This window comes from Bordetella flabilis, assembly GCF_001676725.1.
GTDB classification, from domain to species: domain Bacteria; phylum Pseudomonadota; class Gammaproteobacteria; order Burkholderiales; family Burkholderiaceae_B; genus Bordetella_C; species Bordetella_C flabilis.
Window position 1 is genome coordinate 5,124,678 of record NZ_CP016172.1, and the last position, 25,486, is coordinate 5,150,163.

The following is a 25,486-nucleotide window of genomic DNA, read 5'->3' on the forward strand; positions in this document are numbered from 1 at the left end:
ATTTCCCCATGCAGACATTGCGCTCCAGATGGCAGTCGCTGCCGCGCGGCGTGGTGGTGCTGATCACGGCCCTGGCCATCTATGTGCCTTTGTCGCTGATCGTCTACCAGAGTTTTCTGTCCGCCCCCTTCTTCATGCCGTCGAAGGAAATCGGACTCGATGCCTTCCGCTTCATCTTCGACGATCCCGATTTCTACAAGGCGCTGGTCAGCGGACTCATCCTGGCCTTCGGGCTGTTCATCATCGCCGTGCCGCTGGGCGGCATGCTGGCCTTCCTGCTGGTGCGCACGGACCTGCCCGGCCGCAACTGGATCCAGCCGCTGATCCTGGTGCCGGTCTTCGTCTCGCCCATGGTCCTGGGATTCGGCTATGTCGTGGCCGCCGGTCCCGTGGGATTCTTTTCGATGTGGGCCAAGGACTTGCTGGGCTTCGTGCCCTGGAACGTCTATTCGATGACGAGCATCGTCATCATCGCCGGCCTGACCCACGTGCCGCATGCCTACCTGTACATCTCGTCGGCGCTGCGCAGCATGGGTTCGGATGTGGAAGAGGCCGCGCGCGTGGCCGGCGCCTCGCCGCTGCGCGTGATGATGTCGGTCAGCCTGCCGATGGTCCGGCCGGCGCTGCTCTATGCGTCGGTGCTGCTGTTCTTCCTTGGGCTGGAAGTCTTCGGCCTGGTGCTGGTGCTGGGCGATCCCGAAGGCAACCTGGTCCTGGCGACCTACCTGTACAAGCTGACGAACAAGCTCGGCATCCCGTCGTATCACCTGATGGCGGCCGTCGCCGTGGTCCTGATCTGCATGACCATCCCGCTGGTAGCGCTGCAGCGGCGCATGATGCGCACGGCCAACCGCTTCGTGACGGTCAAGGGCAAGGCGACGCGGGCGCGGCCGCTGCCCCTGGGCAAATGGCGCCTGGCCGCCAGCGCGGTCGTCTGGCTGTGGCTGCTGGTGACCATCGTCGTGCCGCTGGTGGGCGTGGTGCTGCGCGCCTTCGTGTCCAACTGGGGCATGGGCGTTTCCCTGCTCGACGTCCTGTCGCTGGACGCCTTCCGCTCGGTATTGGGCCAGTCCAACCTGATGCGCGCCATCGTCAACTCCGTGGCCATCGGCGTATTCGGGGGCGCCTTGGCGGTGACCTGCTATACCTTCGTCGGCCTGGCGATGCACCGCAAGCCGGACCATGTGACGCGCTTCCTGGACTACAGCGTGCTGGTGCCGCGGGCGGTGCCGGGGCTGCTCGCCGGCCTGGCGTTCCTGTGGGTCTTCCTGTTCGTGCCGATGTGGCTGGACAACGCCCTGGACGAAGGCGGACTGCTGTCTTTCCTGCCCTACACCGACTGGCTGCGCGACAACCTCGTCGAATGGCTGCGTGGCGTGCGCAGCACCATCTTCAGCGTCTGGCTGGCCTACACCGTGGTATGGATGGCCTATGGGTTGCGGCTGATTTCCTCCACCCTGCTGCAGGTGGGACCCGAACTGGAAGAAGCCGCGCGCAGCGCCGGGGCCCGGCGCGGACAGGTCACCCGGCATGTGACCGTGCCGCTGGCCCGCTACGGGCTGATCGGCTCCTGGCTGCTGATGTTCCTGATCTTCGAGCGCGAATATTCCACCGGCGTGTACCTGCTGTCGCCCGGCACGGAGACCATCGGATCCATGCTGGTGTCGCTGTGGGCCGCCGGTGCGATCGACATCGTGGCCGCGCTCTCCTTCATCAATATCGTGCTGGTCGTGATTGGCCTGGGCATCGCCCTGCGATTCGGAGTGAAACTTCATGATTGAACTATCGGTCAGCGACCTGCATCTGGACTACGGCGACACCCCGGTCCTGAAAGGCGTATCGATGGCCCTGAAACAGGGCGAAGTGGTGTCCCTGCTGGGCCCCTCGGGCAGCGGCAAAACCACGCTGCTGCGCGCGGTCGCGGGCCTGGAGGCGCCCAAGCGCGGCCAGATCGCCATCGGCGAACGCATGGTCTACGACAGCTCGGCGCGCCGCGAAGTCCCCGCCGAGGAGCGCAATCTGGGCCTGGTCTTCCAGTCCTATGCACTGTGGCCGCACAAGACCGTCTTCGACAACGTCGCGTACCCGCTGCAATTGCGCCGCACGCCCGCCGCCGAAACGCGCCTGCGCGTGCAGGAAGTGCTGGACCAGCTGGGCCTGGGCCAGCTCGGGCAGCGCCATCCGCACCAGTTGTCCGGCGGCCAGCAGCAGCGCGTGGCCATCGGTCGCGCCCTGGTCTACAACCCGCCGGTCATCCTGCTGGACGAACCGCTGTCCAACCTGGACGCCAAGCTGCGGGAAGAGGCGCGCGCCTTCCTGCGCGAACTGATCGTGCGGCTGGGACTGTCCGCCCTGATGGTGACGCACGACCAGAGCGAGGCGCTGGCCATCTCCGACCGCATCCTGCTGCTGAACAACGGCCGTATCGAGCAGCAAGGCACCCCGCAGGACATGTACGGCGCTCCGGCGACGCTGTTCTGCGCCGAGTTCATGGGCAGCAACAACCGGCTCCACGGCCGCGTCGCCGAGATCCGCGATGGCCAGGCGCGGCTGCAAGGCGAGGGCTGGTCGCTTTGGGGCAAGGCCGGTGCGGGCCTGCAGGCCGGCCAGGACGCCGTCGGCGTCATCCGGGTCGAACAGGTGCGCCTGGCCGGCGACAGCCAGGACCAGGGCGAATCCAACCATGTGGACATGCAGCTCATGACCAGCATGTACCTGGGGGACCGGTGGGAATATGTCTTCCGCCCCCCGGGCGACGAGTCGGTCACCGCGATGGCCCTGCGCGCCTACGGCAGCGAAAGCCGCGGGCCGGGCGCATACCGCCTGGCGCTGCCCGCGTCCCATATGTGGATTTTTCCGCGCCAGGCATAGCGGCGCCCGCAGGGGCGGGCACACGGGGCCGCAAGGCGACTAAAATGCCGTCGTGCAATCCATCCCGCCCCCTTCTTCCCTGACCCGCACCGCCCATTGGGTGGGCGCGCCGGCGCAGCACCACCTCTGGGTGGCCCTGGCGATCTCGCTGATCGTCCATGCCGCCGTGCTGGCCGTGCGCTTCGCGTCCCCGCCCACGCCGCGGCCAGCGCCGCAATCGCTGGAAGTCATCCTGGTGAATGCCCGCACGGAGACCGCGCCGGCGCAGGCCGAGGCGCGGGCCCAGGCGCAGATCGAAGGCGGCGGGGATGCCGAGAAAGGCATGGCGCAATCGCCGCTGCCTCAGTCCGGCGACGCGCCGAATGCCGTGGTCCTGGAAGCCATGCGCAAACGCCAGGCGGCGCTCGAAGAGGCGCAACAGCAACTGCTGTCGCAATTGCAGGCCAGCGCCCAGGTCTCTCCCCCGCGCCAATCCGGCAGTCCGGTTCCCGACGCCAGCACGCCGGGACAGGACGAGCAGGACCAGGACAGCGTGCTGCAGAACGCCCAGGTGGCGGCCCTGTCGGCGCGCGTCCAGGCCTATAACAAGCGCCCGCGGCGCACCTTCGTGGCGCCGTCGGCCGAAGCCTCGCGCTACGCGCAGTACCTTGACGCCTGGCGCAGCCGGGTGGAGGCCGTGGGCACGCAGCACTATCCCGAGGAAGCTCGCGGCAAGGTCTACGGATCGCTGCGCATGACGGTCTATGTACGCTCCGACGGCAGCGTGGCGGACGTGCAGATCGACAGCCCCGCGCCGCAGGCGGTGCTGAACCAGGCGGCACGCCGCATCGTGCAGCTATCCGCGCCCTTCGCGCCCTTCCCGCCGGATATCGCCCGCGATACCGATGTGCTGGCCATCACCCGCACCTGGAACTTCGTCAACGACACGCTGGAGACGCAAGCGCCATGATCGAGGCCCATCCCGCCGGACATCCGGGTCCGCGCCCGCGGTCCGCCGGCGCATCGTCGCCGGGACGCTATGCCGTCATCGGCCATCCCGTGTCGCATAGCCGCTCGCCCCGCATCCATGCGCTGTTCGGTGAACAGACCGGCGTCGCCCTGGAATACGGGCTGCTGCCCGCGCCGGAGGACGGCTTCGAGGCCACCGCGCGCGGCTTTTTCGCGGGTGGCGGGCGGGGCCTGAACGTGACCGTGCCCTTCAAGCAGGAAGCGTGGACCTTGGCCGCGGCCCACCTCAGCGAACGCGCGCGGCTGGCCGGCGCCGTGAACACGCTATGGATGCTGGACGGCGCCTTGCATGGCTGCAATACGGATGGCGTCGGCCTGGTGGCCGACCTGCGCCGCCTGGGTGCCGAGCTGGCCGGCGCCAGGGTGCTGCTGGTGGGTGCGGGGGGCGCCGCCCGCGGCGTGCTGCAACCGCTGGCCGAAGCGGGCGCGGCGCGTATCCATATCGTCAACCGGACAGCGCCGCGCGCCCACACGCTGGCGGCCGAATGGCTGCGCGCGACCGGCGCCACGACGCCGACAGTCAGCGCCGGCGCATTGGATGACGCCCTGCTGGGCGGGCCCTGGGATGTGGTGATCAACGCCACGGCCAGCAGCCTGGGCGATGCCGCGCCGGCTCTGCCCGCCGGGCTGTATGCACCGGGCGCCCTGGCCTACGACATGATGTACGGGGCGCAGCCCACGCCGTTCATGCGCCAGGCCGACGCCGACGGCGCCGCGCTCGCCGCCGACGGCCTTGGCATGCTGGTGGGCCAGGCGGCGGAAAGCTTTCTCATCTGGCACGGGGTGCGCCCCGATACTGCGCCGGTACTCGCGACGCTGCGCCAGGAACTGGCGCAGGCGGCCGCGGTCCGGTAGAGCGCCCGATGGCGACGCGCCGCGGTTCGACGGGCAGGATATCCTGGTTCCGGGTCGTCTCGGCCGGGATCATGCTGCTTTTGTGCGTCGTGATCCTGTACCAGCTATGGCTCTTCTGCATGGTCGTCTGGTACGCGCACCGCAATCCCGGCAGCAGCGCCGTCATGCGCGAGGAAATGGTGCGCCTGCGCGTACAGAACCCGAAAGCGGAGCTGCGCTTCGAGTGGGTGGACTACGACCGCATCAGCAATACGCTCAAGCGCGCGGTCATTGCATCGGAAGATTCAAACTTCACCGACCATGACGGCGTTGAATGGGATGCCATCCGCAAGGCCTGGGAATACAACCAGGAGCAGGCCGAGCAGGGACGCAGCCGGATGCGCGGCGGGTCGACCATTACGCAGCAGGTCGCCAAGAACCTGTTCCTGTCCGGTTCGCGCACCTACCTGCGCAAAGGGCAGGAACTGATCCTGGCCTATATGATCGAATGGGTGATGACCAAGCAGCGCATCCTGGAGCTCTACCTGAATATCGCCGAATGGGGCGTGGGCGTATTCGGGGCGCAGGCGGCGGCCGAACATTACTACGGCACCACGGCGGCGCGGCTTGGCACCGCGCAGGCGGCGCGGCTGGCGGCCATGCTGCCCAACCCGCGCTATTACGACAAGCATCGGTCGACCGCATACCTGAACCGGCGCACCGGCATCCTGCAGGCCCGCATGAGGCAGGTCGACATTCCATAGGGGCCATCATATTTTTGTTAAGCTACCCCGTTACGCCGATTCGCGGCGCGGGCCGGCTCAAGGGGCATGCGCGCGGCGCGGCACTTGCGCCATTCCCCTGTTTCCACGCTTTCCGTTCCGCTAACTCCGCTGCTGTCCGACGCCGTACCCATGCGCACCGCTCGCCGCTATCTGGCCCGTGAAATCTATCGCTCGTGCACCGTGGTGCTGCTGGCCCTGCTCGGCCTGTTCACGTTCTTCGCCCTGGTGGACGACCTGGACAATGTCGGCGACAAGTTCACGCTGCTGGCACTGTTCTACCTGCAGGCGCTGGCCCTGCCCACGCGGCTGTACGACCTGCTGCCCATCGGCCTGCTGATCGGGGCCATCCTGGCGCTGGCGGGCCTTGCGCAACGCAACGAGCTCGTCATCCTGCGCGTATCCGGCGTCAGCGGCTTGCGCCTGCTGGGCATGCTCTGGGTCGTCACGATCCCGTTGATGATCGGCGCTACGATTCTATCCGAGTGGGTGACGCCCGCGGCTGAAATCAAGAGCAGCGAAGCGAACCTGATGTTCCGGGGCAGCGCCGGCGGCAACCGGCTGAACAGCGGATACTGGTTCAAGGAGCCCACCCGCGACGGCGGCACGCGCACCATCAACATCATGACGCTCAAGGCCGACGGCGAGGTCGAAGGCATCACGCTGTATGAATTCCGCAAGGACCTGGAGCTCACGGCGCTGTCCAAGGCCGAACGCGGCCGCTTCGCCGACGGCAAACTGATCATGGACAATGTGGTGGAGAACCGCATCCTCGCCGAAGCCACCGAGTCCCTGGACAACGCGCAGCCGCCCAAGGGCGCCGTTACCGAGGTGGTGAAGCTGCCCCGCCGCGAACTGACCACCACGCTTACCCCCGGCCGCCTGCTGGCACGGGTGCTGACGCCGGAACGCATGTCGCTGACCACCCTGCTGGACTACATCGATTACCTGAAACATAACAATCTGCAGGCAGACCGCCAGATCGTCGCGGTCTGGCGCAAGGCGGTGTACCCGTTCACGCTGCTGATCATGATGACCATCGCGGCGCCCGTGGCCTTCATGCAGACGCGCCGCGGCGGCGTCGGGGCGAAGGTCTTCATCGGAATCCTGGTTGGCGTGGCCTTCTTCATGGTCAACCAGCTCGCGCTGAACGTCGGCATGCTGAGCCGCTGGCCGCCCTGGGTGACCGCCATCGTGCCCAACCTGATCGCCCTGCTCATCGCGCTGGGCGCGCTCAGCTTGATGGAATACCGCCATGCCGTTTCGCGCATGCTGATCCAACGCTGGCCATGGCGGCGGTCCCCGGTATGACGGCCAGTATCTGGATGATCGGCGACCTGCAGGGGTGCTGCGAGCCGCTGGAACGCTTGCTGGCGCACCCCGACCTCGTCGGGGTGCCGGAATCGCGTTTCTGGTTCGCTGGCGATCTGGTCAATCGTGGCCCGAAATCGCTGGCCACGCTGCGCCGCGTGATCGCGCTGGAAGACCGCGCGGTGGCCGTACTGGGCAACCACGATCTGCACCTGCTGGCCGCCGCGGCGGGTGTGCGCCGGCCAGGCAAGTCGGACACGATCCAGGAAGTCCTGGACGCGCCGGATGCCGAGGAATTGATCGACTGGCTGCGCCACCGGCCCCTGGCCCATTTCGAGGACGGCCATCTGCTGGTGCACGCGGGCACGTTGGCGAAATGGGATGTGGCCAAGACCCTGGCCTTGGCGGGCGAGGTCCAGGATGCACTGCGCGGCCCGAACTGGCGCCGCGCACTGCAGAAGATGTACGGCAACGAACCGGTTGCCTGGGACGATCGCATACACGGCGGCAAACGCATGCGCGTGATCATCAACGCGCTGACCCGCATGCGGCTGTGCACGCCATCGGGCCATATGGAATTCGCCACCAAGGTCGCGCCGGGAGCCTGGCCGCCCGGATTGATCCCGTGGTACGACGTGCCCAACCGCGCCACGCGCGACGTCACGGTCGTATTCGGCCACTGGTCGACGCTGGGCCTGCTGCTGCGCAAGGATGTGATCTGCCTGGATACCGGCTGCGTATGGGGCGGCACATTGACCGCGCTGCGCCTGCAGGACCGCAAGCTGGTGCAGGTGAGTTGCGGCAAGGGGCTGGACCCGCATTCCGCATAGGGGGTGGTGGACGCGGGCAACCGCTTCGGCCCGCACATGGGAGGCTCGACCGCTGCGCCGCTTCGGTTGCGGTTGCGGTTGCGGTTGCGGTTGCTCGGTTTGGGTGCGTGTTCATTTGGGCCGTCCGGCGAGGTGGGCGACTGCCGGGGCCGGCACGGTCGACCGGTCCGGCGCCCGGGCGCCGGACGCCACTTCGCACGCTCGTCCTGCGGCCGCTGCGCGGTGGTGTTCTTCTTTATACCTGTGCGGCACGCATCCCTTCGCGCCAGCTCGTTCGGTCTCTACGTGCCGTCCCCGGCAGTCGCCCACCTCGCCGGACTCCAGCGTCTTGTGTCCACGGCAGCGGTGGAGAGTTGGGTTCTCGCCGCTACGCTGGACGGGGGGGGCGGTTGGAAGATCTGGCAGGGCCCGCGAATACGTGGCCCCCTGCGGGCCACGCATTCGCTTACGCGGCGTCGGGGGGCGGTGGGTTCGGGCGGGGGGGGGGGGGGGGGGGGGGGGGGGGCGGCAGTGCGCGCCGGCAGGCCGGCAGGTCAGTCCAGCTGGGCCTGGATGGCGGCGCGGGCCAGGGCGGCCAGTTCCACGCGGGTGTGCGGCGTGCCGGCTTGCGCCGTCAGTTCGAGCGGGGGTAGATACACCGTATCCACCGCCAGGCCGCCGGATCCCAGGATGCGCCACAGGTTTCCGACCAGCGTTTCCTCGCCGACGAAGGATGCGTAGGAATCGCGCCGGCCATCCCGCAGGAAGCGCAAAGCCAGCGGCTGGATGACCACGCCGGCCTGTCGTGCCGGCTCGAACAGACTCGCATGGAACGGCAGCAGGGTGAACCCTTCGGTCGTCGTGCCTTCAGGGAACAGGCCCACCGCTTCGCCACGATCGAAACGGCCCTGCATCGCCTCGCCCACGGCATGGATCGCGTGGCGCTGGCCCCGCTGGATGAACAGCGTACCCGCGCCGGCCACCAGCCAGCCCACCACGGGCCAACGGCGGATCTCGCTCTTGGCGATGAAGGCGGTGGGCCGCACGGCATTGATGACGAAGATATCGATCCAGGACACGTGGTTGGCGACCAGCAGCACCGCGCCCTGCATCGCGGGCTGGCCGCGCACCGTCACGCGCACGCCGCACGCCGCCAGCAGGCATCGCGACCATGTCCGGTTCAGCCGCGCGCGGCCGGCCACGCCGATAAAGGGATAGGCCGTGCCTACCAGCAGCAAACCCAGGATGACCAGGAACACCACGACGAGGGCACGCGGGAGAAAGCGCGCGAAACGGCGAAGCTGCTGGAACAGGCCGCCCTCGCCACTTGCCGCGGCGGTCGCCGCGTGGGGAGTTTCCGATGGTGAGAGCCGGGATCCACGTTCTGTCATGGGTATGTTGCGGGGGGTCTTCGCAGGGGCCGTGTTGCGGCCGCCACCATACCACGGCGTGGCGACAACCGTTCAATCGGCGCCGGGCAATGCATCCAGGTAGCGTTGCAGGATCACGGCGGCCGCCATGGCGTCGTCCGCCGCATGCGTGCCGAGCAGCGCCTGCGCTTGCAGGCTGGAACCGCGCTCATCCACCAGCACGACGGGCAGGCCGAAACGGCCATGCAGCTGGTTGGCGAAACGGCGGCAGCGCGCCGTCGATTCCTGTTCGCCGCCCTCCGCATCCAGCGCAAGCCCGACGACCAGGCGCTGCGGCTGCCATTCAGCCAGCAGGGCCGCGATGCGCGCGAAGCGCACATCGCGCACCTCGCTATGGATGATTTCCATCGGCCGGGCCTGCCGCGTCAAGGTATTGCCTATGGCGATGCCGATTTTCTTGGTGCCGTAATCGAAGGCCAGCAAGGTTTCTTCAGGCATGGCCCGCGTCGCCGGCCAGCATGATCGGATCGATACCGAGTTGCTTGAGCGCGGCGGGATAGCGTTCGTCCGGAGGTACGTCGAAAATGATGTCGGGATCGGCCGAAACGCTCAGCCACGCATTGCGCGCCATTTCGCTTTCGAGCTGTCCGGCCCCCCAGCCGGCGTAGCCCAGGGTGACGAGCATGCGCTCGGGTCCATTGCCGTCGGCCACGGCCTGCAGAACATCGCGCGAGGTGGTGAGCGCCAGACCGCCCAGCTTGATGCTGGATGTGTAGTCGCCAGGAGGCGTATGCAATACGAATCCCCTGTCGGTTTGTACGGGACCACCGAAAAACACCGGTGTTTCCTTGACCGGAGCGATTTCCAGGTTCAAGTCTATGCGTTCGAACAGGGTGCCGAGGGTGAGATCGGTGGGACGGTTGATGACCAGCCCCAACGCGCCCTTGGCCGTGTGTTCGCAAATATAGATGACCGCGCCAGCCAGACTGCCTTCAACCATGTTGGGCATGGCGACCAGGAACTGGTTCGAAAAATCGACGGCCGGGGAGTCTTCATCATCCGGCTTGTTGTTGTCGTCGCTCATGATGTCCCCCTTGGACAGTTTGCGCCGTATCACGCGGGCGGGATTTCGCGCGAATCCCGCATCACGTCAGGTTGCGGGGATCCATTGCTTCAGATCTCCATCAGCTCGAAATCTTCCTTGCGCGCCCCGCATTCGGGACATACCCAGTTTGGCGGCACGTCCTCCCAGCGCGTTCCGGGGGCGATACCTTCGTCGGGCAAACCGGCTTCTTCGTCATAAACCCAACCACAGATAAGACACATCCAAGTGCGCATAGTTTCCCTAAAATCAAAGTTACGGCTTCGCTGGCGGCAGAAGGCCGCCCAAGCGGACGCGATCCATTAGAATGGGGTCGATCTTACCGAAACCCAACAGGGCCCGCCGGCTACGCAAAAATCGGGCCCGCCCCTACGTTGTTCAAGTGACCTCACCAACCCCTCCGCTCGTACTCATTTTCGGCCCTGTCGACCCCACCGGGGCGGATGGCCTGCCCGCCGACGCCGTCACCTGCGCCGGCCTGGGCTGCCACGGCCTGGCCGCCGTGACGGCGCTCACCGTACAGGACACGGCCGCCATGGAGGAAGTTCAGGCCATTTCCCCCGAATTGCTGGACGACCAGGCCCGTTGCCTGCTTGAAGACATGCCCGTGCAGGCCATCAAGGTGGGTGGACTTTACACCGCCGAGGCTGCCAGCGCCGTGGCGCAGGTGGCGGCGGACTACAGCCATGTGCCGCTGGTCCTGCACCTGGGGCAGCGCGGACCGCTTCCGGAAGACGCGGCCGAGCAGGACGAAGCCGACGACCTGCTGGCCGCCACGCTCGAATTGGTGCTGCCGCAGGCCGATGTCGTGGTGATCGAACATGCCCGGCTGGCGCAGTGGCTGGCCGAGGGCACCGTGGACATCGGCGACGCGCCGTCGCCCGCCCACGCGCTGCTGGGCGCCGGCGCGAAATGGGTGCTGGTACTGGGCAGCCCACTGCGTCCCGGACACCACGCGAATGTATTGATCGGGCCGGAAGGGACCACGTCCAACTGGCCCTGGCAGGCCCCCCCGGACCGTAACGGTGACACGGGCGGTACGCTGGCCGCCGCACTGGCCGCCTTCCTGGCGCACGGCATGGCCGTGCCGCAGGCAGTCGAACAGGCGCAGGCCCATGCCGATGCCCGCATCGCCGCCAGCTTCCTGCCCGGCATGGGGCGCCGCGTGGTCAACCGGACATTCGCGCGATGACCGCGCTGCGTTTCCCGCGCGGCCTGTATGGGGTCACGCCGGAATGGGACGACACGGACCGCTTGCTGCGCGCGGTGCGGCAGGCGGCGGCCGGTGGCATGCGGTCGCTGCAATTGCGCCGCAAGGACGTGCCAGCCGCCGTGCGCCACGAACAGGCCACGCAGCTGGCGCAAGCCTGCCGGGAATTGGGCGTGGTGTTCCTGGTGAATGACGACTGGGAGCTGGCGCTGCAAGTCGGCGCCGATGGCGTCCACCTGGGGCGCGACGACGCCACCGTGCATGCTGTGCGGGCGCAAGCGCCCGACCTGGTCATCGGCGCCTCCTGCTACGACGATATCGGCCGGGCGCGCGCGATGCTCGACGCGGGCGCGGACTACATCGCCTTCGGCGCGGTCTATCCCTCGCCGACAAAACCGCAAGCGGTGCGCGCCCCGCTGTCATTATTCGGCGAGGCCAGCGCGCTGGCGCACGCGCAGCACGCGCCACGGCCGGCCGTGGTGGCCATCGGCGGCATTACGCCGGCCAATGCCAGCCTGGTCGCACAGGCGGGCGCCGACGCGATCGCTGTCATCACGGGACTATTCGAGGCGCCCGATATCGCAGCGGCGGCCGCCGAATGCGCACGCCCTTTCCTGCCGCCACGCCCGACGGCGGCCGGTTGACGAATCCCTTTTCGTCGGCCGCCGCCGCGGCTGGCGCCAACCCTTGCCAGAGCACGTCTGCCATGCCCAGCAACGCCGAACTTTTCGAAAGAGCCAGCCGCAGCATTCCCGGCGGCGTCAATTCCCCTGTCCGGGCATTCCGTTCGGTGGGCGGTACGCCGCGCTTCATCACCCGCGGGGCGGGGCCGTACATCTGGGACGCCGAGGGGACGCGCTATGTGGACTATGTCGGCTCCTGGGGACCGGCGATCCTGGGGCACGCGCATCCGGATGTCGTGCGAGCGGTGCAGCAGGCCGCCTGCAATGGACTGTCGTTCGGGGCGCCGACCGAAGCGGAAATCACGCTGGCCGAGACGCTGATCGATCGCCTGCCGTCGATGGAGCAGGTGCGGCTGGTGAGCTCCGGCACGGAAGCCACCATGACGGCGATACGGCTGGCGCGCGGCGCGACCGCGCGCAACAAAATCATCAAGTTCGAAGGCTGCTACCACGGCCATGCGGACAGCCTGCTGGTAAAGGCGGGCTCCGGCCTGTTGACCTTCGGCAATCCGACTTCCGCCGGCGTGCCGCCGGAGTTCGTCGAACATACGCTGGTGCTGGACTACAACGACCTTGCCGCGGTCGAGACGGCGTTCGGGCAATACGGCCACGATATCGCCTGCGTCATCGTCGAGCCGGTGGCGGGCAATATGAACCTGGTCAAGCCGGCGGCCGGCTTCCTGGAAGGCCTGCGCACCTTATGCACCCGGCATGGGGCGCTGCTCATCTTCGACGAAGTGATGACGGGTTTTCGCGTCGGACCGCAGGGCGTGCAAGGGCTGACCGGCATCAAGCCGGACCTGACGACATTGGCGAAGGTGATCGGCGGCGGCATGCCGGTGGGCGCCTTCGGCGGCAGCAACGAGGTCATGCGTCATGTGGCCCCGTTGGGAGCCGTGTATCAGGCCGGCACGCTTTCCGGGAACCCGGTGGCCGTGGCGGCCGGGCTGGAGACGCTGCGCTTGATTGCTGCGCCCGGATTCTATGAATCGCTGGCGGCGCAGACGCGCAAGCTCGCGGATGGGCTGCAGGAGCGCGCCCGCGCGGCCGGCGTGGCGTTCTCGGCCGACGCGATCGGAGGAATGTTCGGCATCTACTTCAGCGAGCAGGTGCCGACCTCGTTGGCGCAGGTTTCGGCATGCGACGTAGAGGCGTTCAAGCGCTTTTTCCACGCGATGCTGGGGCACGGGGTGCATTTCGCGCCGTCGGCCTTTGAAGCCGGCTTCGTATCCGCGGCGCATGACGATTCGGTCATCGGCTATACGCTGGATGCGGCGGAACAGGTCTTTGCATCCATGAAAGGCTGAAGGCGGCCGAGCCTCGCCGCGGCATCGGCATCCGATTGCCGCGGCATGCCATGGAGGTCATGGCAGCAACGGATTCGCGACGCGATAAAGCCCGCCCGCCGGTCCCTGCAGCGGATCGTCGTCGACCAGGGTCCCGTAGACTTCGCGCCCGTCCGGCGACAGGGCGAGATTCGAATGATGGCGACCCGGGAGCGCCACCTCGCTGACGAGCGTGGCATGCGGGTCCAGGATCGCAAAGCCGCCGCCGTTGTACAAGCTGACGAAGACGCTTCCCGCCTTGTCGGTGCGGATGCCGTCGGGCGTATGCCGCGGCGCGGCGGCCAGGCCGGCGGCATCCAGGTCGATAAAGACCTGGCGCTGGCTCAGGCTGCCATCCGGTGCCACCCTGTATTGCAGGATGCGATCCTTCGCGCTTTCCCCCAGGTATAGCGTTTTGCCATCGGGCGAGAGCGCGATGCCGTTCGCGTTCTGCAGGCCGCTGGCGACCTCCAACGGATGCGTCGCCGAGCGCGGCATATGAAAGACCTTGCCCGGTGTGCCTTCGTCGCCGCCGGATGCCGTGAAATAAGCGCCGCCTTTGCCGTCTGCCGCCAGGTCGTTCGGCCGGTCGAAGTGTTCGCCGGCCGCCGTGGAATCGACGGTGCCCACTGCTTCGCCATCGAGCGTGATCTGCCGCAAGGTGCCATCGTCGTAACAGGCCACCAACAGCCCACCGTGATACTCGAGCAATCCGTTGGCCCCGCAACCGCCCTGTTGCCAGATGCGTACGGGCAAATCGTCATCCAGGCGGTATACCGCGGATGCGGCGTAGTCCACGAAGTACAGAGTATTGCCAACGAACACGGTGCCTTCAGGAAACCGCAGGCCCGTCGTAACGACCGACGCCACGGGGACGGCCAAGGCCGGAGCCTGGAGCAAGGCCAGCAGGACAGCAAGCATGGATACGATGCGCATCATGAATCTCGATTCGTTTGTCGACTGGCGCGGTTGGCCCCAGGGGATGGCCGCGAAGGCGGCTCCGCCCGGGGCCAGCCCCCGCTCCATCTAGTTCGCCGGCACCGGCACGATGGAGGCGACGCGCCACCCCGACGGCGTGCGGACCGCGGTCTCGTAGACGAGGAACGGCACTGTCTTTGCCGTAGCGGCGGACTTTCCTAGCGTGATCTGCGTCGGGGCGTAGATCTGCGCGACATCCGTGGTCAGCGGGACGATGGTGATGTGCGCACGATCGGGCTCGAACTTCCATACGCCCTTGAACGTTTCCCTGAAGTGATCGACCAGCGCCGGCTTACCCCAGAACTGGTAGGCACGCGCCACGAACACGACAGGATCCGGCAGCCCCGGCGCGGCGTCGGCAAGGACGGCGCCGAACGCCCGGATATCGTGCGCCGTGGCTGCCTGGGCCTGCTGGAGAAATACATCCTCTACCTGCCGGCGGTCTTGATCGCTGAAATGGGCGACGGGCTTCGCGTCGGCGGAGGTGTGCGCCGTTCCTAGGGCGGCAAGCGCGAACAGGCCGGCTAGCGTCGCGGCGCGGGCGGTGATCTTCATCATGGTGCGATCCTTATTGGGCGGGTACGGGAACGATGGCGGAAATGCGCCATCCCTGCGGGGTGCGAATGGCGAATTCGTTGATAAGGAAAGTCGCCGTCGTGGCGGGTGCGCCCGCGGGCCCGAGCGTGATGCGTGTGGGCGCGTAGATCTGCGCGGTCTGCGCGTTCAGCGGAATAACCCGAACCTGGTCGGACAGCGGCTCCATGTGCCACGTACCGGTAAACGTCTTGCGGAAATGTTCCATCACCGCGGGCCGACCCCAGAACCGGTACGCACGTGCCACGAAAGACACGGGGTCGGGCTCCCCAGGCGCCGCCTGCGCCAGAATGCCGGCCAGCGCGTTGATATCGTGCGCGCTCTCCGCCGCGGCCTGCCTGAAGAACAAATCCTTGATCTGCTGCGCATCAGCCGTGGTGACGCCGCCAGTGGCAGCATGCGCTGTCGAGGCCGCCAGGAAAATAGCCAGGGTTGCGACCCAGCGCGGGAGCGAATGTGAAGGATTCATGGAGATAGCCTTATATGCCCCTATTGATGGCGGGAGGGAAGGACGGGACGGTTCTTCCCAGCCGGATTGCAATGCTCGCGCGGTGATCAGGGGTGGAGGGCGTGGCAAGCAGGCGCGGTCTCAGGCGCCCGGCAGCTCCAGGGCAGTGACCTGCGCCATCATGCGGCGCATGGCCAGCGCCTCCGTTTTACCGAAGGCATCTTCGAAGCGGGCCTGCGCGGAATTCCACGCCGCCCTGCATCGTGCTTCCTGCTCCAGGCCACGCGGGGACAGCGTGACCTCGCGTTCGCGGCGATCCCGTTGTCCAACGCGAATAAGGATCAACCCATCACGCTCCAGCGGACGCAGGTTGTGGCCCAAGGTGGCTCTGTCCATGGACAGGGCTTCCGCCAGGGCCGCCATGGTTACCGCGCCGCGACTGGCCAGCAGGCTCAGGATGGCGTACTGCGTGCTGCGGATCCCGGTTTCGGCCATGCACGCGTCATAGAAACGCGTGACGCGCCGGGCGGCCTTGCGCAGCGCGGTGTTGTTGCATACCCCTGCGACGATGCTCGCGGAAGCCGTGGTCATGATGCGATTCCGGTCCCATGTAGACGATGGCGCAGATAATACGGGCATATAACACTAATTACAAGCGATCGATTTTCGCCCGGCGCGTTGTACGGCGATTGCCGCTACGCGGGGATCACCGCCGTCGCCTCGATCTCCACCTTCGCCCGGGGCTCCACCAGCGCCGCGACCTGCACCGCCGTCATCGCCGGGAAGTGGCGGCCGATGATCTCGCGGTAATGACTACCTATGGCGCGATAGGCAGCGACGTACTCGTCGCGATCCGTCACATACCACGTCAGGCGCGTGATGTGCTCCGGCCTGCCCCCGCCCTGCGCCAGCACCGCGACCACGTTGGCAAGCGCCTGTCGCGTCTGATCGGCGAAATCGTCGCTTTCGAATTGCTGGTCGCCGTTCCAGCCTATCTGGCCTCCGATGAAAACCAGGCGGCTTCCGGCACGGAGTTCGGCCAGCACGCCGTTCGAATACCCGCGCGGCGGCAGCCAATCGGGCGGTTGCAGAATCTGCATAGGTCCATCCTGTTGTGAGCTCATTGGGGCGTCGAGCCTTGCGCGGCGCGCTGGCGCAGGACAAAGCGCTGCAGCTTGCCGGTCTCCGTGCGCGGCAACGCGGTGACGAATTCGATGATGCGGGGATATTTGTACGGCGCGATGGCGGCCTTGACGAAGTCCTGCAGCGCGCTGGCGAGCGCTGCGTCGGCGGCGTGATCCGGCTTGAGCACCACGTAGGCCTTGACCACCTGCCCACGATCCTCATCGGGTGCGCCGACCACGCCGCACTCGGCCACGGCGGGATGCCGCAGCAGCGCGTCCTCGACTTCGGGGCCGGCGATGTTGTAGCCGGCGGACACGATCATGTCGTCGTTGCGCGCCTGGTAGAAGAAATAGCCGTCGGCGTCCTGCACAAAGGTATCGCCGGGCAGGTTCCAGCCTTCACGCACGAATTCGCGCTGGCGCGGGTCGGCCAGGTAACGGCAGCCAGTCGGCCCCTTGACGGCGAGACGGCCCGGCTGGCCCACCGGCACCGGCCGCATCTGCTCGTCCACGACCTGGGCCACATAGCCAGGCACCACCTTGCCGATGGCGCCGCGCCTGACCTCGGTTTCCGGGCTCGACACGAAGACATGGATCATTTCCGTACCGCCGATGCCGTCGATCATTTCGATGCCGGTTGCCTGCTTCCATAACTGGCGCGTGGCATCCGGCAGGGCCTCGCCGGCCGACACGCTCTTGCGCAGCGTGTGCAGGGCGTAGCGGCCCGCGATAGCAGCCATCTGCCGATAGAACGTCGGCGCGGTGAATACGATCGTGGCGCCGAAATCCTGGATGAGTTGCAGCAAGCCATCGGGCGTCAGCTTCTCGGCGAGCACGGCGCACGCGCCGATACGCAGCGGGAAGCACAGCAGGCCCCCCAATCCGAAGGTGAACGCCAGTGGTGGCGTGCCGCAGAAAACGTCGTCCGCGCCCGGACGGATCACATGGCGCGGGAACAGATCGCACATCGCGAGCACATCGCGATGGAAATGCATGCAGCCCTTGGGCTTGCCGGTCGTGCCGCTGGTGAACGCGATCAGGCACACATCGTCCGCCGCCGTGCCGCAGGCCGTGAACCCGGCGGGCTTGGCGCGGGCCAGCGTATCCAGGCTGTCGCTGCCGCAGTCGTTGAAGTAGACGATGCGTTCCAGGTTGTCGCAGTGGTATTCCCGGCCCGGCTGCATGCACAGCGCCGCCTCGTCCTTCAACCGGACATCGCATAGCACCACGCCGACGCGCGCCTTGTCGATGATTTGCTTGAGCTCCTTGGCGCGCAGCAGCGGCATCGTGGGCACCGTCACCATGCCCGCCTTTATCGCGCCGAGCCATGACGCCGCCATCATGGGATTGTTGGGACCGCGCAGCAACACGCGGTTGCCCGGCACCAGCCCCAGGTCCTCGACCAGCACCCGCGCGATACGGTCGGTCAGGTCGGCCAGTTCCTGGTAGGTCATGGCGCCCTGGCCGCCGTCCGGCGTCGGCCAGCGCAGCGCGACGCGCGCGCCATGGCCGCGTGCGACCACTGCGTCCACCAGCTCGACCGCGCAATTCAAGCGCGCCGGATAGGCGGTATCGGGACCGTCGAGCAGCAGCTCGGGCCATTCCTCGAGTGGCGGAAGATGATCGCGGGCGAAGGTGTCGACGTGGCCCGTGGTCCGCGCCGCCGTATCCAGCGTAGCTTGCATGACGTTCCCCCTTATGCCGGAGTCCGGCTCCGGCTCAGTTGCCCTTCAACAACGCGCGGGCGATGATGAGCTTCTGCACTTCGGTGGCCCCTTCGTAGATGCGCAGGGCACGGATTTCCCGGTACAGCCTTTCGACCGGCATATCGCGCACCACGCCGGCGCCGCCGAACATCTGCAGCGCGCGGTCGATCACTGACTGCGCCGACTCCGTGGCCATCATCTTGGCCATGGCGGCTTCGCGGGTGGTGGGACGGCCCTGGACATCGCGCTGCCAGGCGGCGCGGTAGGTCAGCAGCGCCGAGGCATCGATGGCCGTGGCCATCTCTCCCAGTGCCGCCTGCGTAAGCTGCAAGTCGGCCAGCGTCTGGCCGAACATGCGGCGCGACGTCGCGCGCGCCAGCGCCTCGTCCAGCGCGCGGCGCGCGAAGCCCAGGGCCGCCGCCGCCACCGACGCACGGAAGATGTCCAGGGTCATCATGGCCAGCTTGAAGCCCTGCCCTGCGTCGCCCAGGCGCTGGCTTGCCGGAATCCTGCAATCCTCGAATGCCAGCGTCGCAAGGGGATGGGGCGCGATGACCTCGATGCGCTCGGCGATACGCAGGCCAGGGGTCGCGGCGTCGACAACGAAGGCGCTGATGCCCCGGGCGCCGGGCGCTTCGCCGGTGCGCGCGAACACGCAGTAGAAATCGGCGATACCGCCGTTGGAGATCCAGGTCTTGCCGCCATTCAGGACGTAGTGGTCGCCGTCGCGCCTGGCCTCGCATGCCATGGCGGCCACGTCCGAGCCGGCGTCGGCTTCGGACAGGGCGAAAGCCGCGATCGCCTGGCCTTGCGCCACCCGCGGCAGGTAACGCGCGCGCTGCGCATCCGAACCGGCCAGCGCAATGGCGCCGCTGCCGAGCCCCTGCATCGCGAAGGCGAAATCCGCGAGTCCATCGTGGCGCGCCAGGGTCTCGCGCAGTATGCACAGTGCGCGCGAGTCGACCGCGGGCAGCGCCCCGCCCCAGGCGCCGTCCGGCCCGGCCGGCACGCAATAGCGCAGCCACCCCGCCTCGCCCAGCCGCCGCACCAGGGCGCGGCAGGCCGCGTCGGTGTCGCCGTGGTCGATATCGCGCAAGGACTCCACGCACCAGGGTTCCAGCGCGCCGGCGAGGGCGCGATGTTCCGCATCGAAAAAAGGCCAGTCCAGCCAGCTCGCATCGCGCATGGTCGCGTCGGCTCCGCTCACGTTCGCTCCGTTCACGTCAATCGCCCTCGAACTGCGGCGTGCGCTTGTCGACGAAGGCCTCGTAGGCACGCCGGAAGTCCCGTGTCTGCATGCAGATCGCCTGGGCTTGCGCCTCCGCCTCGATGGCCTCGTCCACGCCCATGTTCCATTCCTGGTGCAAAAGCTTTTTCGTCATCCCATGCGCGAAGGTCGGTCCGGCGGCCAGTTGCCCCGCGAGTTCCTGCGCGGCCTGCATCAGGCCGTCGGGATCGTGCAGGCCATTGAAGAAACCCCATGACAGGCCTTCCTGGGCGCTCATGGCGCGCCCGGTGTACAGCAGCTCCGACGCACGGCCCTGCCCTATCATGCGCGGCAGCAGCGTGCAGGCCCCCATATCGGCGCCCGCCAGGCCTACGCGGGTGAAGAGGAAGGCCGTGCGGGCGCGCGGCGTACCCAGGCGCAGGTCCGCAGCCAGCGCCATCATGGCCCCCGCGCCGGCGCATACGCCGTCCACGGCCGCCACGATGGGCTGCGGGCACGCCCGCATCGCCTTGACGAGATCGCCGGTCATGCGGGTGAAGTCCAGCAGCTCGGGCATGCGCATGCGCGTCAGCGGGCCGATGATCTCGTGCACGTCGCCACCGGAACAGAAGTTGCCTCCGGCTCCCGTGAGCACGACCACCTTCACGTCGGTCGCATAGACCAGGGCACGGAAGAAGTCGCGCAGTTCCGCGTAGGAATCGAAGGTCAGCGGGTTCTTGCGCTCCGGGCGGTTCAGCGTAACGATGCCGACCTTGCCGCCGTCGCGCGTCTCCCACCCGAAGGTGGCGGGCCGCGTGCCGGCCATGGGGCGCTTGTGGTGCGCCATGCCCGGCTGCGCGGCGCCGCCGTTGTGCGAGGTATCGCTCATGCCCTGCCTCCTCTAACCCACCATGATTTCGCCGCCATCCACGGGAATGGCCTGGCCATTGATGGCGCCCGCGGACGGCTGGCACAGCCAGGCCACCGCATGCGCGACTTCTTCGGGCTGGACCAGGCGGCCCTGCGGATTGCGCTGCGCCAGGCGCGCCCGCGCCTGGTCCGCATCCATGCCGGTCTTGGCAACGATGTTGCGCACGGCATCCTGGACGATATCGGTATCGGTGTACCCGGGACATACCGCGTTCACGGTAATACCCTTGCCGGCCATCTCCAGCGCCAGCGAGCGCGTCAGGCCGACCAGGCCATGCTTGGCGGCGCAATAGGCGCTGACGTAGGCGTAGCCCGCCAACCCGGCGGTGCTCGCCACATTGACGATGCGCCCCCATCCGGCCTCCAACATGCCCGGCAACGCGGCCTGGATGCAATGGAAAGGTCCGCTCAGGTTGACGGCCAGCATGGTGTCCCACAGGGCGGCGTCGGTACGGTCGAAGCGTTCGCTGCGGGCCTGTCCCGCGTTGTTCACCAGGATGTGCACGGTCCCGAAGGACCGCGCCGCGTCCGCGAATGCACGCTGCAGGGATGCGGGATCGGCGACATCGGCCGCTTGCCTTCCGACCGTGCCCTGTGGCGCCAGGGCGGCCACGGCGGCATCCAGCACCGCCGCGTCGCGGCCCAGCAGCGTGACGGACGCACCCTCGCGCAACAGGCGTCCCGCGATGGCGTAGCCGATGCCGCGGCCGCCGCCGGTAACCAGCGCGTGACGGCCGGCCAGCGGCGCCGACGCACGGGCACCGGCCGTCGCCTCATGCGTCGATTGGGAATGGCTGGCCTTGCTCATGTGTCGCTCCGGGAGCTTGCTGGCGGCGGCGTGGCTGCGGCGCGCGCGAAGTTGGTTTCCAACTGCCGTTTCCCGGCGAGGTAGTTCACCGGCCACGCCACATCCGTATAGCCGATGCGCGCGACCTCGCGCAGCGTCCAGGCGGGGTCGGCCAGGTGCGGACGCGCCAGCGCGCACAGGTCGGCGCGACCCGAGGCGATGATGCCGTTGACGTGGTCGGCCTCGAAGATCGCGCCCACGGCGATGGTCGGGATGCCGGCTTCGTTGCGCACGCGGTCGGCGAAGGGCGTCTGGTACATGCGCCCGTACACCGGCTGCTGGTCGGGACTGACCTGGCCCGATGAGCAATCGATCATGTCCGCCCCGGCGGCCTTGAAGCGGCGCGCGATCGCCACGGCGTCGTCGGCCGTGATGCCGCCTTCAACCCAGTCGTGCGCGGAGATGCGCACCGACATGGGCCGATCCGCGGGCCAGGCGTCCCGCATGGCGGCGAAGATTTCCAGCGGATAGCGCAACCGTCCTTCGAGGTCGCCGCCATAGCCGTCGTCGCGCCGATTGGTCAGTGGCGAGATGAAGCTGGACAGCAGGTAGCCGTGGGCGCAGTGCAGCTCCAGCCAGTCGAAACCGGCCGCCGCGGCGCGGCGGGTCGCCGCCACGAACTCGTCGCGGACCCGGTCCATATCGGCGCGAGTCATGGCGCGCGGCGTCTGCGATATGCCGGGCAGGTAAGGCAGCGCGGAAGCCGACAGCAGCGGCCAGTTGCCGTCCGGCAGTGGATGGTCCATCTGCTGCCAGCCGAGCTGCGTGGACCCCTTGCGGCCGGCGTGTCCGAGCTGGATGCCGATGCGCGCGTCGCTGTGGCCGTGGACGAAGTCGACGATGCGCGCGAAGGCCTGCGCCTGCTCGTCGTTCCACAGTCCCGGGCAGCCCGGCGTGATGCGCGCATCGGGCGACGGGCAGGTCATCTCCACCATGACCAGGCCGGCCCCGCCCAGCGCCTTGCCGCCCAGGTGCACCAGGTGGAAATCGCCAGGCACGCCGTCCTTGCAGGCATACATGGCCATCGGCGACACAACGATACGGTTCTTCAGCGTGACGCCTCGCGCCGTGTAAGGCGTAAGCATGGGCGGCGGCGGCCGGCGATCCTGCGCCGGGTGCACGCCGGCGCGCGTGGCCAGCCAGGCTTCATAGTCCTGCAGCCAGCGCGGATCGCGCAGGCGCAGGTTCTCATGGGAAATGCGCTGCGACCGGGTCAATAGCGAGTACGCGAACTGTTCTGGATCGAGTGCGGCGTAGCGATCGACATGCTCGAACCACTCGGTGGAATTGCGCGCGGCGTTCTGGATCTTCAGCACTTCCACGGCCCGCACATCCTCGTAGCGCTGCAGGGCCGGGCGCAGCGCTTGCCCGGCCGTAACATCGCGCAGGCTGTCGGCGAGTTCGATGGCATCCTCCAGCGCCAGCTTGGTGCCCGAGCCGATGGAAAAATGCGCGCTGTGCGCGGCGTCGCCCATCAGTACCACTGGCACGTCGCGGCGCCCGCGCGGGGTGTCCAGGGCGTTCCAGCGCACCCAGTGCTTGCAGATGACCCGCGGAAACCGGATCCATATGGCGGACCCGCGCAGGTGGCGCGCATTGCTCATCAGCGGCTTGCCGTCCAGCCAGGGCGCGAACAGCGACTCGCAATAGCGGATGCCTTCCTCCTGGCTCATGCGGTCCAGCCCGGCGGCGCGCCAGGTGGGTTCCGGCGTTTCCACGATGAAGGTCGACAGGCCCGGCTCGAAACGGTAGGCGTGGGCCTGGAACCAGCCGTGCGGCGTCTGCACGAAGGCGAACGTAAAGGCGTCGAAGGCTTTCTCGGTACCCAGCCACACGAAGCGGTTGCGGCGCAGGTCGATATCCGGCTCGAAGGTTTCGGCGTAAGCGCTGCGCACCCGACTGTTGATGCCGTCGGCCGCGATGAGCAGGTCGGCGTCATACTGGCGCGCCAGCGACTGGTCGTCTTCCACCACGGTGTCGAAGACCAGCTCCACGCCGACCTCCTCGCAGCGCGCCTGCAGGATGTTCAGCAATTTCTTGCGCCCGATACCGATGAAGCCGTGGCCACCGCTGCGCAGCGTCCGGCCCTTGAAATGGATGTCGATATCGTCCCAATGGTTGAAGGCTTCGCCTATCAGCCGGGCCGAAACAGGGTCGGCGCGGCGCAGGTTCTCCATGGTGGCGTCCGAGAACACCACGCCCCAGCCGAAGGTGTCGTACGGCCGGTTGCGCTCCACCACCGTGACGCGGTTGGCGGGATCCCGCAGCTTCATCAGCAGGCCGAAGTACAGGCCCGCCGGACCGCCGCCCAGGCACACTATCCTCATTGCGTCGCTCGCCTTCGATGCGGCCGGGACCGGCCGGGGTTTCAAGCCCTGATACCGCCGGAACCGGCCGCTGGTTGCCTGCTCGTTCTGGCCAGCATGCGCCGGAACCCGCGCCGATTTCAAGCCAGCGCGCGCATCCCGCACCTGCCGGCAGCTGCCGCGCAGGTGCGGAGGAACCACCGCTAGCTTCAAGCCTATATAGTTTAGGCTTGAAATATATACCCGAAGTAGCAGCCTCGCAAGACGGGGTTTTCTCGGGGAAAAGCGGCGCGGAGAATCAGGCGGGCCGCCGCTCCAGCGCGACGCGGTCGCGCCCGGCCTGCTTGGCCAGGTAGAGGGCGCGGTCGGCGCGGCTCAGGGTGGTGGAGATGTTTTCGCCGCTGCGGTGCAGGGCCATGCCGACGCTGACGGTGAGCAGCAATTCCTCGCCCTCCACCTCGATCCCGCTGCCGCGCACGCTGGCCAGCAGGCGGTCGATCACGGCCTCGCCTTCGCTCAGGCTGACTTCCGGCAGCAGCACCAGGAATTCTTCGCCGCCCCAGCGCGCCAGGTCGTCGCTGTCGCGCACGCTGCGCCGCATGATTTCGGCGATGCGGGTCAGGGCCCGGTCGCCGGCGTCGTGCCCGTAGCGGTCGTTGATGCGCTTGAAATGGTCCACGTCCAGCATCGCCACCACGAATGCCGGCTGCGCGGGCTGGGACGCGGCCGCCAGTTCCTTCATGCGCTCCATGATGGCGCGCCGGTTCAACAGATTGGTCAGCGGATCGCGGATGGACGATTCCTTCAGCGACACGTTCAGGTCGCGCATCATCCCCTGGTAGCCATCGGAAATGCGGACGAGCTTGGAGAGGCGGCGCAGCTCGCGGTCGTAGCGATCCACCAGCCCGAGCTCGCGCTGGCGCGCCATCATCTGGAACGCGTCGGAAAGATACGATATGCGTTCGATGCGTTCCAACTGGTCGTTGGTGTGGTTCCAGAGGTCCTGCAGCGCGGCGCGCAGCGGATGATCCACATACTCGGGATCGTCCAGCAGCGACTGGATGCGCGATTCCAGGTTCTGGTAGCGCTTTTTCATCAGCGGCCGATCACCGAAAACGGAAACGTGCAGTCTTCCTTGAATTCCTCGGCGAGCTCGCCGACGCGCTCGTTGCGGCTGTCGTAATACCACGTCACCGCGACTTCCCGTCCCTGGGCATGCGCGGCTTCCAGCAGATCGAAGATGTCCATGACGGCCTTGACGCTGCTGGTGTTCAGGTATTGCAGCTCCAGCGTGAGGGCAAGCCCACGTTCGGTGGACGATAAATAGTCGTCGACCCACTGGATGACCGGGCCGAAGAGTTCGAAGGAGTTCTCGGGGTAGGAGTCGCCGCTCAAATGAAGAAGGCCCTGCGCGCCGTCGCTGACGATGGACGGGGTCGACTGGGTCGCCGGAATATTCAGGTCGTTCATATCGGGTGTTCTTCTGAAATCGATGCGGTCAGATGACGACGCTCAGGCTGAAGAAGCCCCGCCCGTCGCCATGGGGGCTGAGCGAGGCCTCGATGCCGGCGGTGGCGCGGCGCGCCAGGTCGATCAGGCCCAGACCGGCCCCGGTGGTCGCGGCCGGGTCGCGCGGCTGGCGCAACTGGGCCTTGTAGGCCGCCTTCAGTTCCGCCTTGTCCATGGCCGCCAGTTCCCGCACCCGCGCCACCAGCCGCTCGCCGTCAGCGAGCTCCACGCGATTGCCCACCGTTACCGTATAGCGACCCTCGGCGTCGCGCGCGATGACCACGGTAGCCGCGGCATCGGCATCGCCATAGCCCTGTTGCAGGGCGTACTGGCGGATGTTCTGCGTCATCTCGACATAGGCCGAGAATACGTCCAGCGCCTCGGCCGGACGGGCCTGCTGGGTCTCCAGGTAGTTCTTGAGCGCGTTGCCGATCTCTTCGATCAGGCTGCGCGATATCGGACCATTGAAGCAAAGCAGCGTGCGGTCCTGGTTGAATCGCTCTCGCAGCGCGTAAAGGTCGGATGCGTTCAT

Annotated in this window: 27 protein-coding genes; 10 read left to right on the top strand and 17 right to left on the bottom strand. The window is 67.5% G+C overall.

The annotated features are described in order from the left end of the window. The first annotated feature begins 8 nt into the window (after nt 1–8). From BAU07_RS22830 to BAU07_RS22860, 7 genes are all read left to right on the top strand, one after another. On the top strand, nt 9–1,781 hold the full coding sequence (locus BAU07_RS22830) for an ABC transporter permease (protein WP_066662864.1): 1,773 nt from the start codon (nt 9–11) through the stop codon (nt 1,779–1,781). Then, entirely contained in the window at nt 1,774–2,871 is a 1,098-nt protein-coding gene (locus BAU07_RS22835; RefSeq protein WP_066662866.1) for an ABC transporter ATP-binding protein, read from the top strand. The genes BAU07_RS22830 and BAU07_RS22835 overlap by 8 nt, the downstream gene beginning before the upstream one ends. Before the next feature lie 61 nt (nt 2,872–2,932). Further along, a complete protein-coding gene (locus tag BAU07_RS22840; RefSeq protein WP_066665655.1) occupies nt 2,933–3,820 on the top strand; it encodes a TonB family protein in 888 nt (295 codons plus the stop codon). Continuing rightward, a complete protein-coding gene (aroE, locus tag BAU07_RS22845; protein ID WP_066662868.1) occupies nt 3,817–4,734 on the top strand; it encodes a shikimate dehydrogenase in 918 nt (305 codons plus the stop codon). Before BAU07_RS22840 ends, aroE begins: the two co-directional genes overlap by 4 nt. Before the next feature lie 8 nt (nt 4,735–4,742). Further along, the gene (mtgA, locus tag BAU07_RS22850; protein ID WP_066662870.1) at nt 4,743–5,477 is read left to right on the top strand and encodes a monofunctional biosynthetic peptidoglycan transglycosylase; all 735 of its coding nucleotides are present in this window, start codon (nt 4,743–4,745) and stop codon (nt 5,475–5,477) included. Between the two features lie 150 nt (nt 5,478–5,627). Then, nucleotides 5,628–6,806, top strand: coding sequence for an LPS export ABC transporter permease LptG (gene lptG, locus BAU07_RS22855; protein WP_066665656.1), 1,179 nt, complete (start codon nt 5,628–5,630; stop codon nt 6,804–6,806). Beyond that, nucleotides 6,803–7,636: a symmetrical bis(5'-nucleosyl)-tetraphosphatase gene (locus BAU07_RS22860; RefSeq protein WP_066665657.1), complete on the top strand. Its 834-nt coding sequence runs from the start codon at nt 6,803–6,805 to the stop codon at nt 7,634–7,636. Before lptG ends, BAU07_RS22860 begins: the two co-directional genes overlap by 4 nt. A gap of 533 nt (nt 7,637–8,169) precedes the next feature. On the opposite strand, the gene BAU07_RS22865 is transcribed toward BAU07_RS22860, so the two are convergent. The 4 genes from BAU07_RS22865 to BAU07_RS22880 form a co-directional block, all read right to left on the bottom strand. Then, nucleotides 8,170–9,006: a lysophospholipid acyltransferase family protein gene (locus BAU07_RS22865; protein ID WP_084025935.1), complete on the bottom strand. Its 837-nt coding sequence runs from the start codon at nt 9,004–9,006 to the stop codon at nt 8,170–8,172. A 72-nt stretch (nt 9,007–9,078) separates the two neighbouring features. After that, nucleotides 9,079–9,483 (bottom strand): Holliday junction resolvase RuvX, encoded by a 405-nt coding sequence (gene ruvX / locus BAU07_RS22870; protein WP_066662872.1) that lies wholly within the window; start codon nt 9,481–9,483, stop codon nt 9,079–9,081. Beyond that, nucleotides 9,476–10,069, bottom strand: a complete 594-nt coding sequence (locus tag BAU07_RS22875) for a YqgE/AlgH family protein (RefSeq protein ID WP_066665659.1) — start codon at nt 10,067–10,069, stop codon at nt 9,476–9,478. Before BAU07_RS22875 ends, ruvX begins: the two co-directional genes overlap by 8 nt. Nucleotides 10,070–10,158: 89 nt before the next feature. Next, a complete protein-coding gene (locus BAU07_RS22880; RefSeq protein WP_003814980.1) occupies nt 10,159–10,323 on the bottom strand; it encodes a rubredoxin in 165 nt (54 codons plus the stop codon). 146 nt (nt 10,324–10,469) lie between these two features. Between BAU07_RS22880 and thiD the strand changes: the two genes are divergently transcribed. The 3 genes from thiD (at nt 10,470) to hemL (ending at nt 13,287) form a co-directional block, all read left to right on the top strand. Further along, nucleotides 10,470–11,279: a bifunctional hydroxymethylpyrimidine kinase/phosphomethylpyrimidine kinase gene (gene thiD, locus BAU07_RS22885; protein ID WP_066662874.1), complete on the top strand. Its 810-nt coding sequence runs from the start codon at nt 10,470–10,472 to the stop codon at nt 11,277–11,279. Continuing rightward, nucleotides 11,276–11,941 carry a thiamine phosphate synthase gene (gene thiE / locus BAU07_RS22890; protein ID WP_066662878.1) on the top strand — a complete coding sequence of 222 codons (666 nt, stop codon included), beginning with the start codon at nt 11,276–11,278 and terminating at the stop codon, nt 11,939–11,941. Before thiD ends, thiE begins: the two co-directional genes overlap by 4 nt. 62 nt (nt 11,942–12,003) lie before the next feature. Continuing rightward, nucleotides 12,004–13,287 (top strand): glutamate-1-semialdehyde 2,1-aminomutase, encoded by a 1,284-nt coding sequence (hemL, locus tag BAU07_RS22895; RefSeq protein ID WP_066665660.1) that lies wholly within the window; start codon nt 12,004–12,006, stop codon nt 13,285–13,287. Between the two features lie 57 nt (nt 13,288–13,344). Here the strand turns inward: hemL and BAU07_RS22900 are convergent, their stop codons facing one another. From BAU07_RS22900 to siaB, 13 genes are all read right to left on the bottom strand, one after another. Further along, entirely contained in the window at nt 13,345–14,244 is a 900-nt protein-coding gene (locus tag BAU07_RS22900; RefSeq protein WP_198168837.1) for an SMP-30/gluconolactonase/LRE family protein, read from the bottom strand. Between the two features lie 87 nt (nt 14,245–14,331). Further along, the gene (locus BAU07_RS22905; protein ID WP_232338186.1) at nt 14,332–14,841 is read right to left on the bottom strand and encodes a nuclear transport factor 2 family protein; all 510 of its coding nucleotides are present in this window, start codon (nt 14,839–14,841) and stop codon (nt 14,332–14,334) included. A 10-nt stretch (nt 14,842–14,851) separates the two neighbouring features. Continuing rightward, nucleotides 14,852–15,346, bottom strand: coding sequence for a Cif family virulence factor (locus BAU07_RS22910; RefSeq protein WP_066662883.1), 495 nt, complete (start codon nt 15,344–15,346; stop codon nt 14,852–14,854). 120 nt (nt 15,347–15,466) lie between these two features. Beyond that, nucleotides 15,467–15,916, bottom strand: coding sequence for a MarR family winged helix-turn-helix transcriptional regulator (locus BAU07_RS22915; protein WP_066662886.1), 450 nt, complete (start codon nt 15,914–15,916; stop codon nt 15,467–15,469). Nucleotides 15,917–16,020: 104 nt separating this feature from the next. Beyond that, nucleotides 16,021–16,425 (bottom strand): RidA family protein, encoded by a 405-nt coding sequence (locus BAU07_RS22920; RefSeq protein ID WP_066662887.1) that lies wholly within the window; start codon nt 16,423–16,425, stop codon nt 16,021–16,023. 20 nt (nt 16,426–16,445) lie between these two features. After that, complete coding sequence (locus BAU07_RS22925) at nt 16,446–18,134, bottom strand: AMP-binding protein (protein ID WP_066662891.1); 1,689 nt, start codon at nt 18,132–18,134, stop codon at nt 16,446–16,448. A 34-nt stretch (nt 18,135–18,168) separates the two neighbouring features. Continuing rightward, nucleotides 18,169–19,341: an acyl-CoA dehydrogenase family protein gene (locus BAU07_RS22930; RefSeq protein ID WP_066665662.1), complete on the bottom strand. Its 1,173-nt coding sequence runs from the start codon at nt 19,339–19,341 to the stop codon at nt 18,169–18,171. 37 nt (nt 19,342–19,378) lie between these two features. Continuing rightward, complete coding sequence (locus BAU07_RS22935; protein ID WP_066662893.1) at nt 19,379–20,251, bottom strand: enoyl-CoA hydratase family protein; 873 nt, start codon at nt 20,249–20,251, stop codon at nt 19,379–19,381. 12 nt (nt 20,252–20,263) lie between these two features. After that, nucleotides 20,264–21,100: an SDR family NAD(P)-dependent oxidoreductase gene (locus BAU07_RS22940; RefSeq protein ID WP_066662895.1), complete on the bottom strand. Its 837-nt coding sequence runs from the start codon at nt 21,098–21,100 to the stop codon at nt 20,264–20,266. Continuing rightward, nucleotides 21,097–23,466 carry a bifunctional salicylyl-CoA 5-hydroxylase/oxidoreductase gene (locus BAU07_RS22945; RefSeq protein WP_066662898.1) on the bottom strand — a complete coding sequence of 790 codons (2,370 nt, stop codon included), beginning with the start codon at nt 23,464–23,466 and terminating at the stop codon, nt 21,097–21,099. Before BAU07_RS22945 ends, BAU07_RS22940 begins: the two co-directional genes overlap by 4 nt. 277 nt (nt 23,467–23,743) lie before the next feature. Beyond that, nucleotides 23,744–24,541: a biofilm regulation diguanylate cyclase SiaD gene (siaD, locus tag BAU07_RS22950; protein ID WP_066662900.1), complete on the bottom strand. Its 798-nt coding sequence runs from the start codon at nt 24,539–24,541 to the stop codon at nt 23,744–23,746. Beyond that, nucleotides 24,541–24,915 carry a biofilm regulation phosphoprotein SiaC gene (gene siaC, locus BAU07_RS22955; RefSeq protein ID WP_066662902.1) on the bottom strand — a complete coding sequence of 125 codons (375 nt, stop codon included), beginning with the start codon at nt 24,913–24,915 and terminating at the stop codon, nt 24,541–24,543. Before siaC ends, siaD begins: the two co-directional genes overlap by 1 nt. 28 nt (nt 24,916–24,943) lie before the next feature. After that, the gene (siaB, locus tag BAU07_RS22960; protein WP_066662904.1) at nt 24,944–25,486 is read right to left on the bottom strand and encodes a biofilm regulation protein kinase SiaB; all 543 of its coding nucleotides are present in this window, start codon (nt 25,484–25,486) and stop codon (nt 24,944–24,946) included.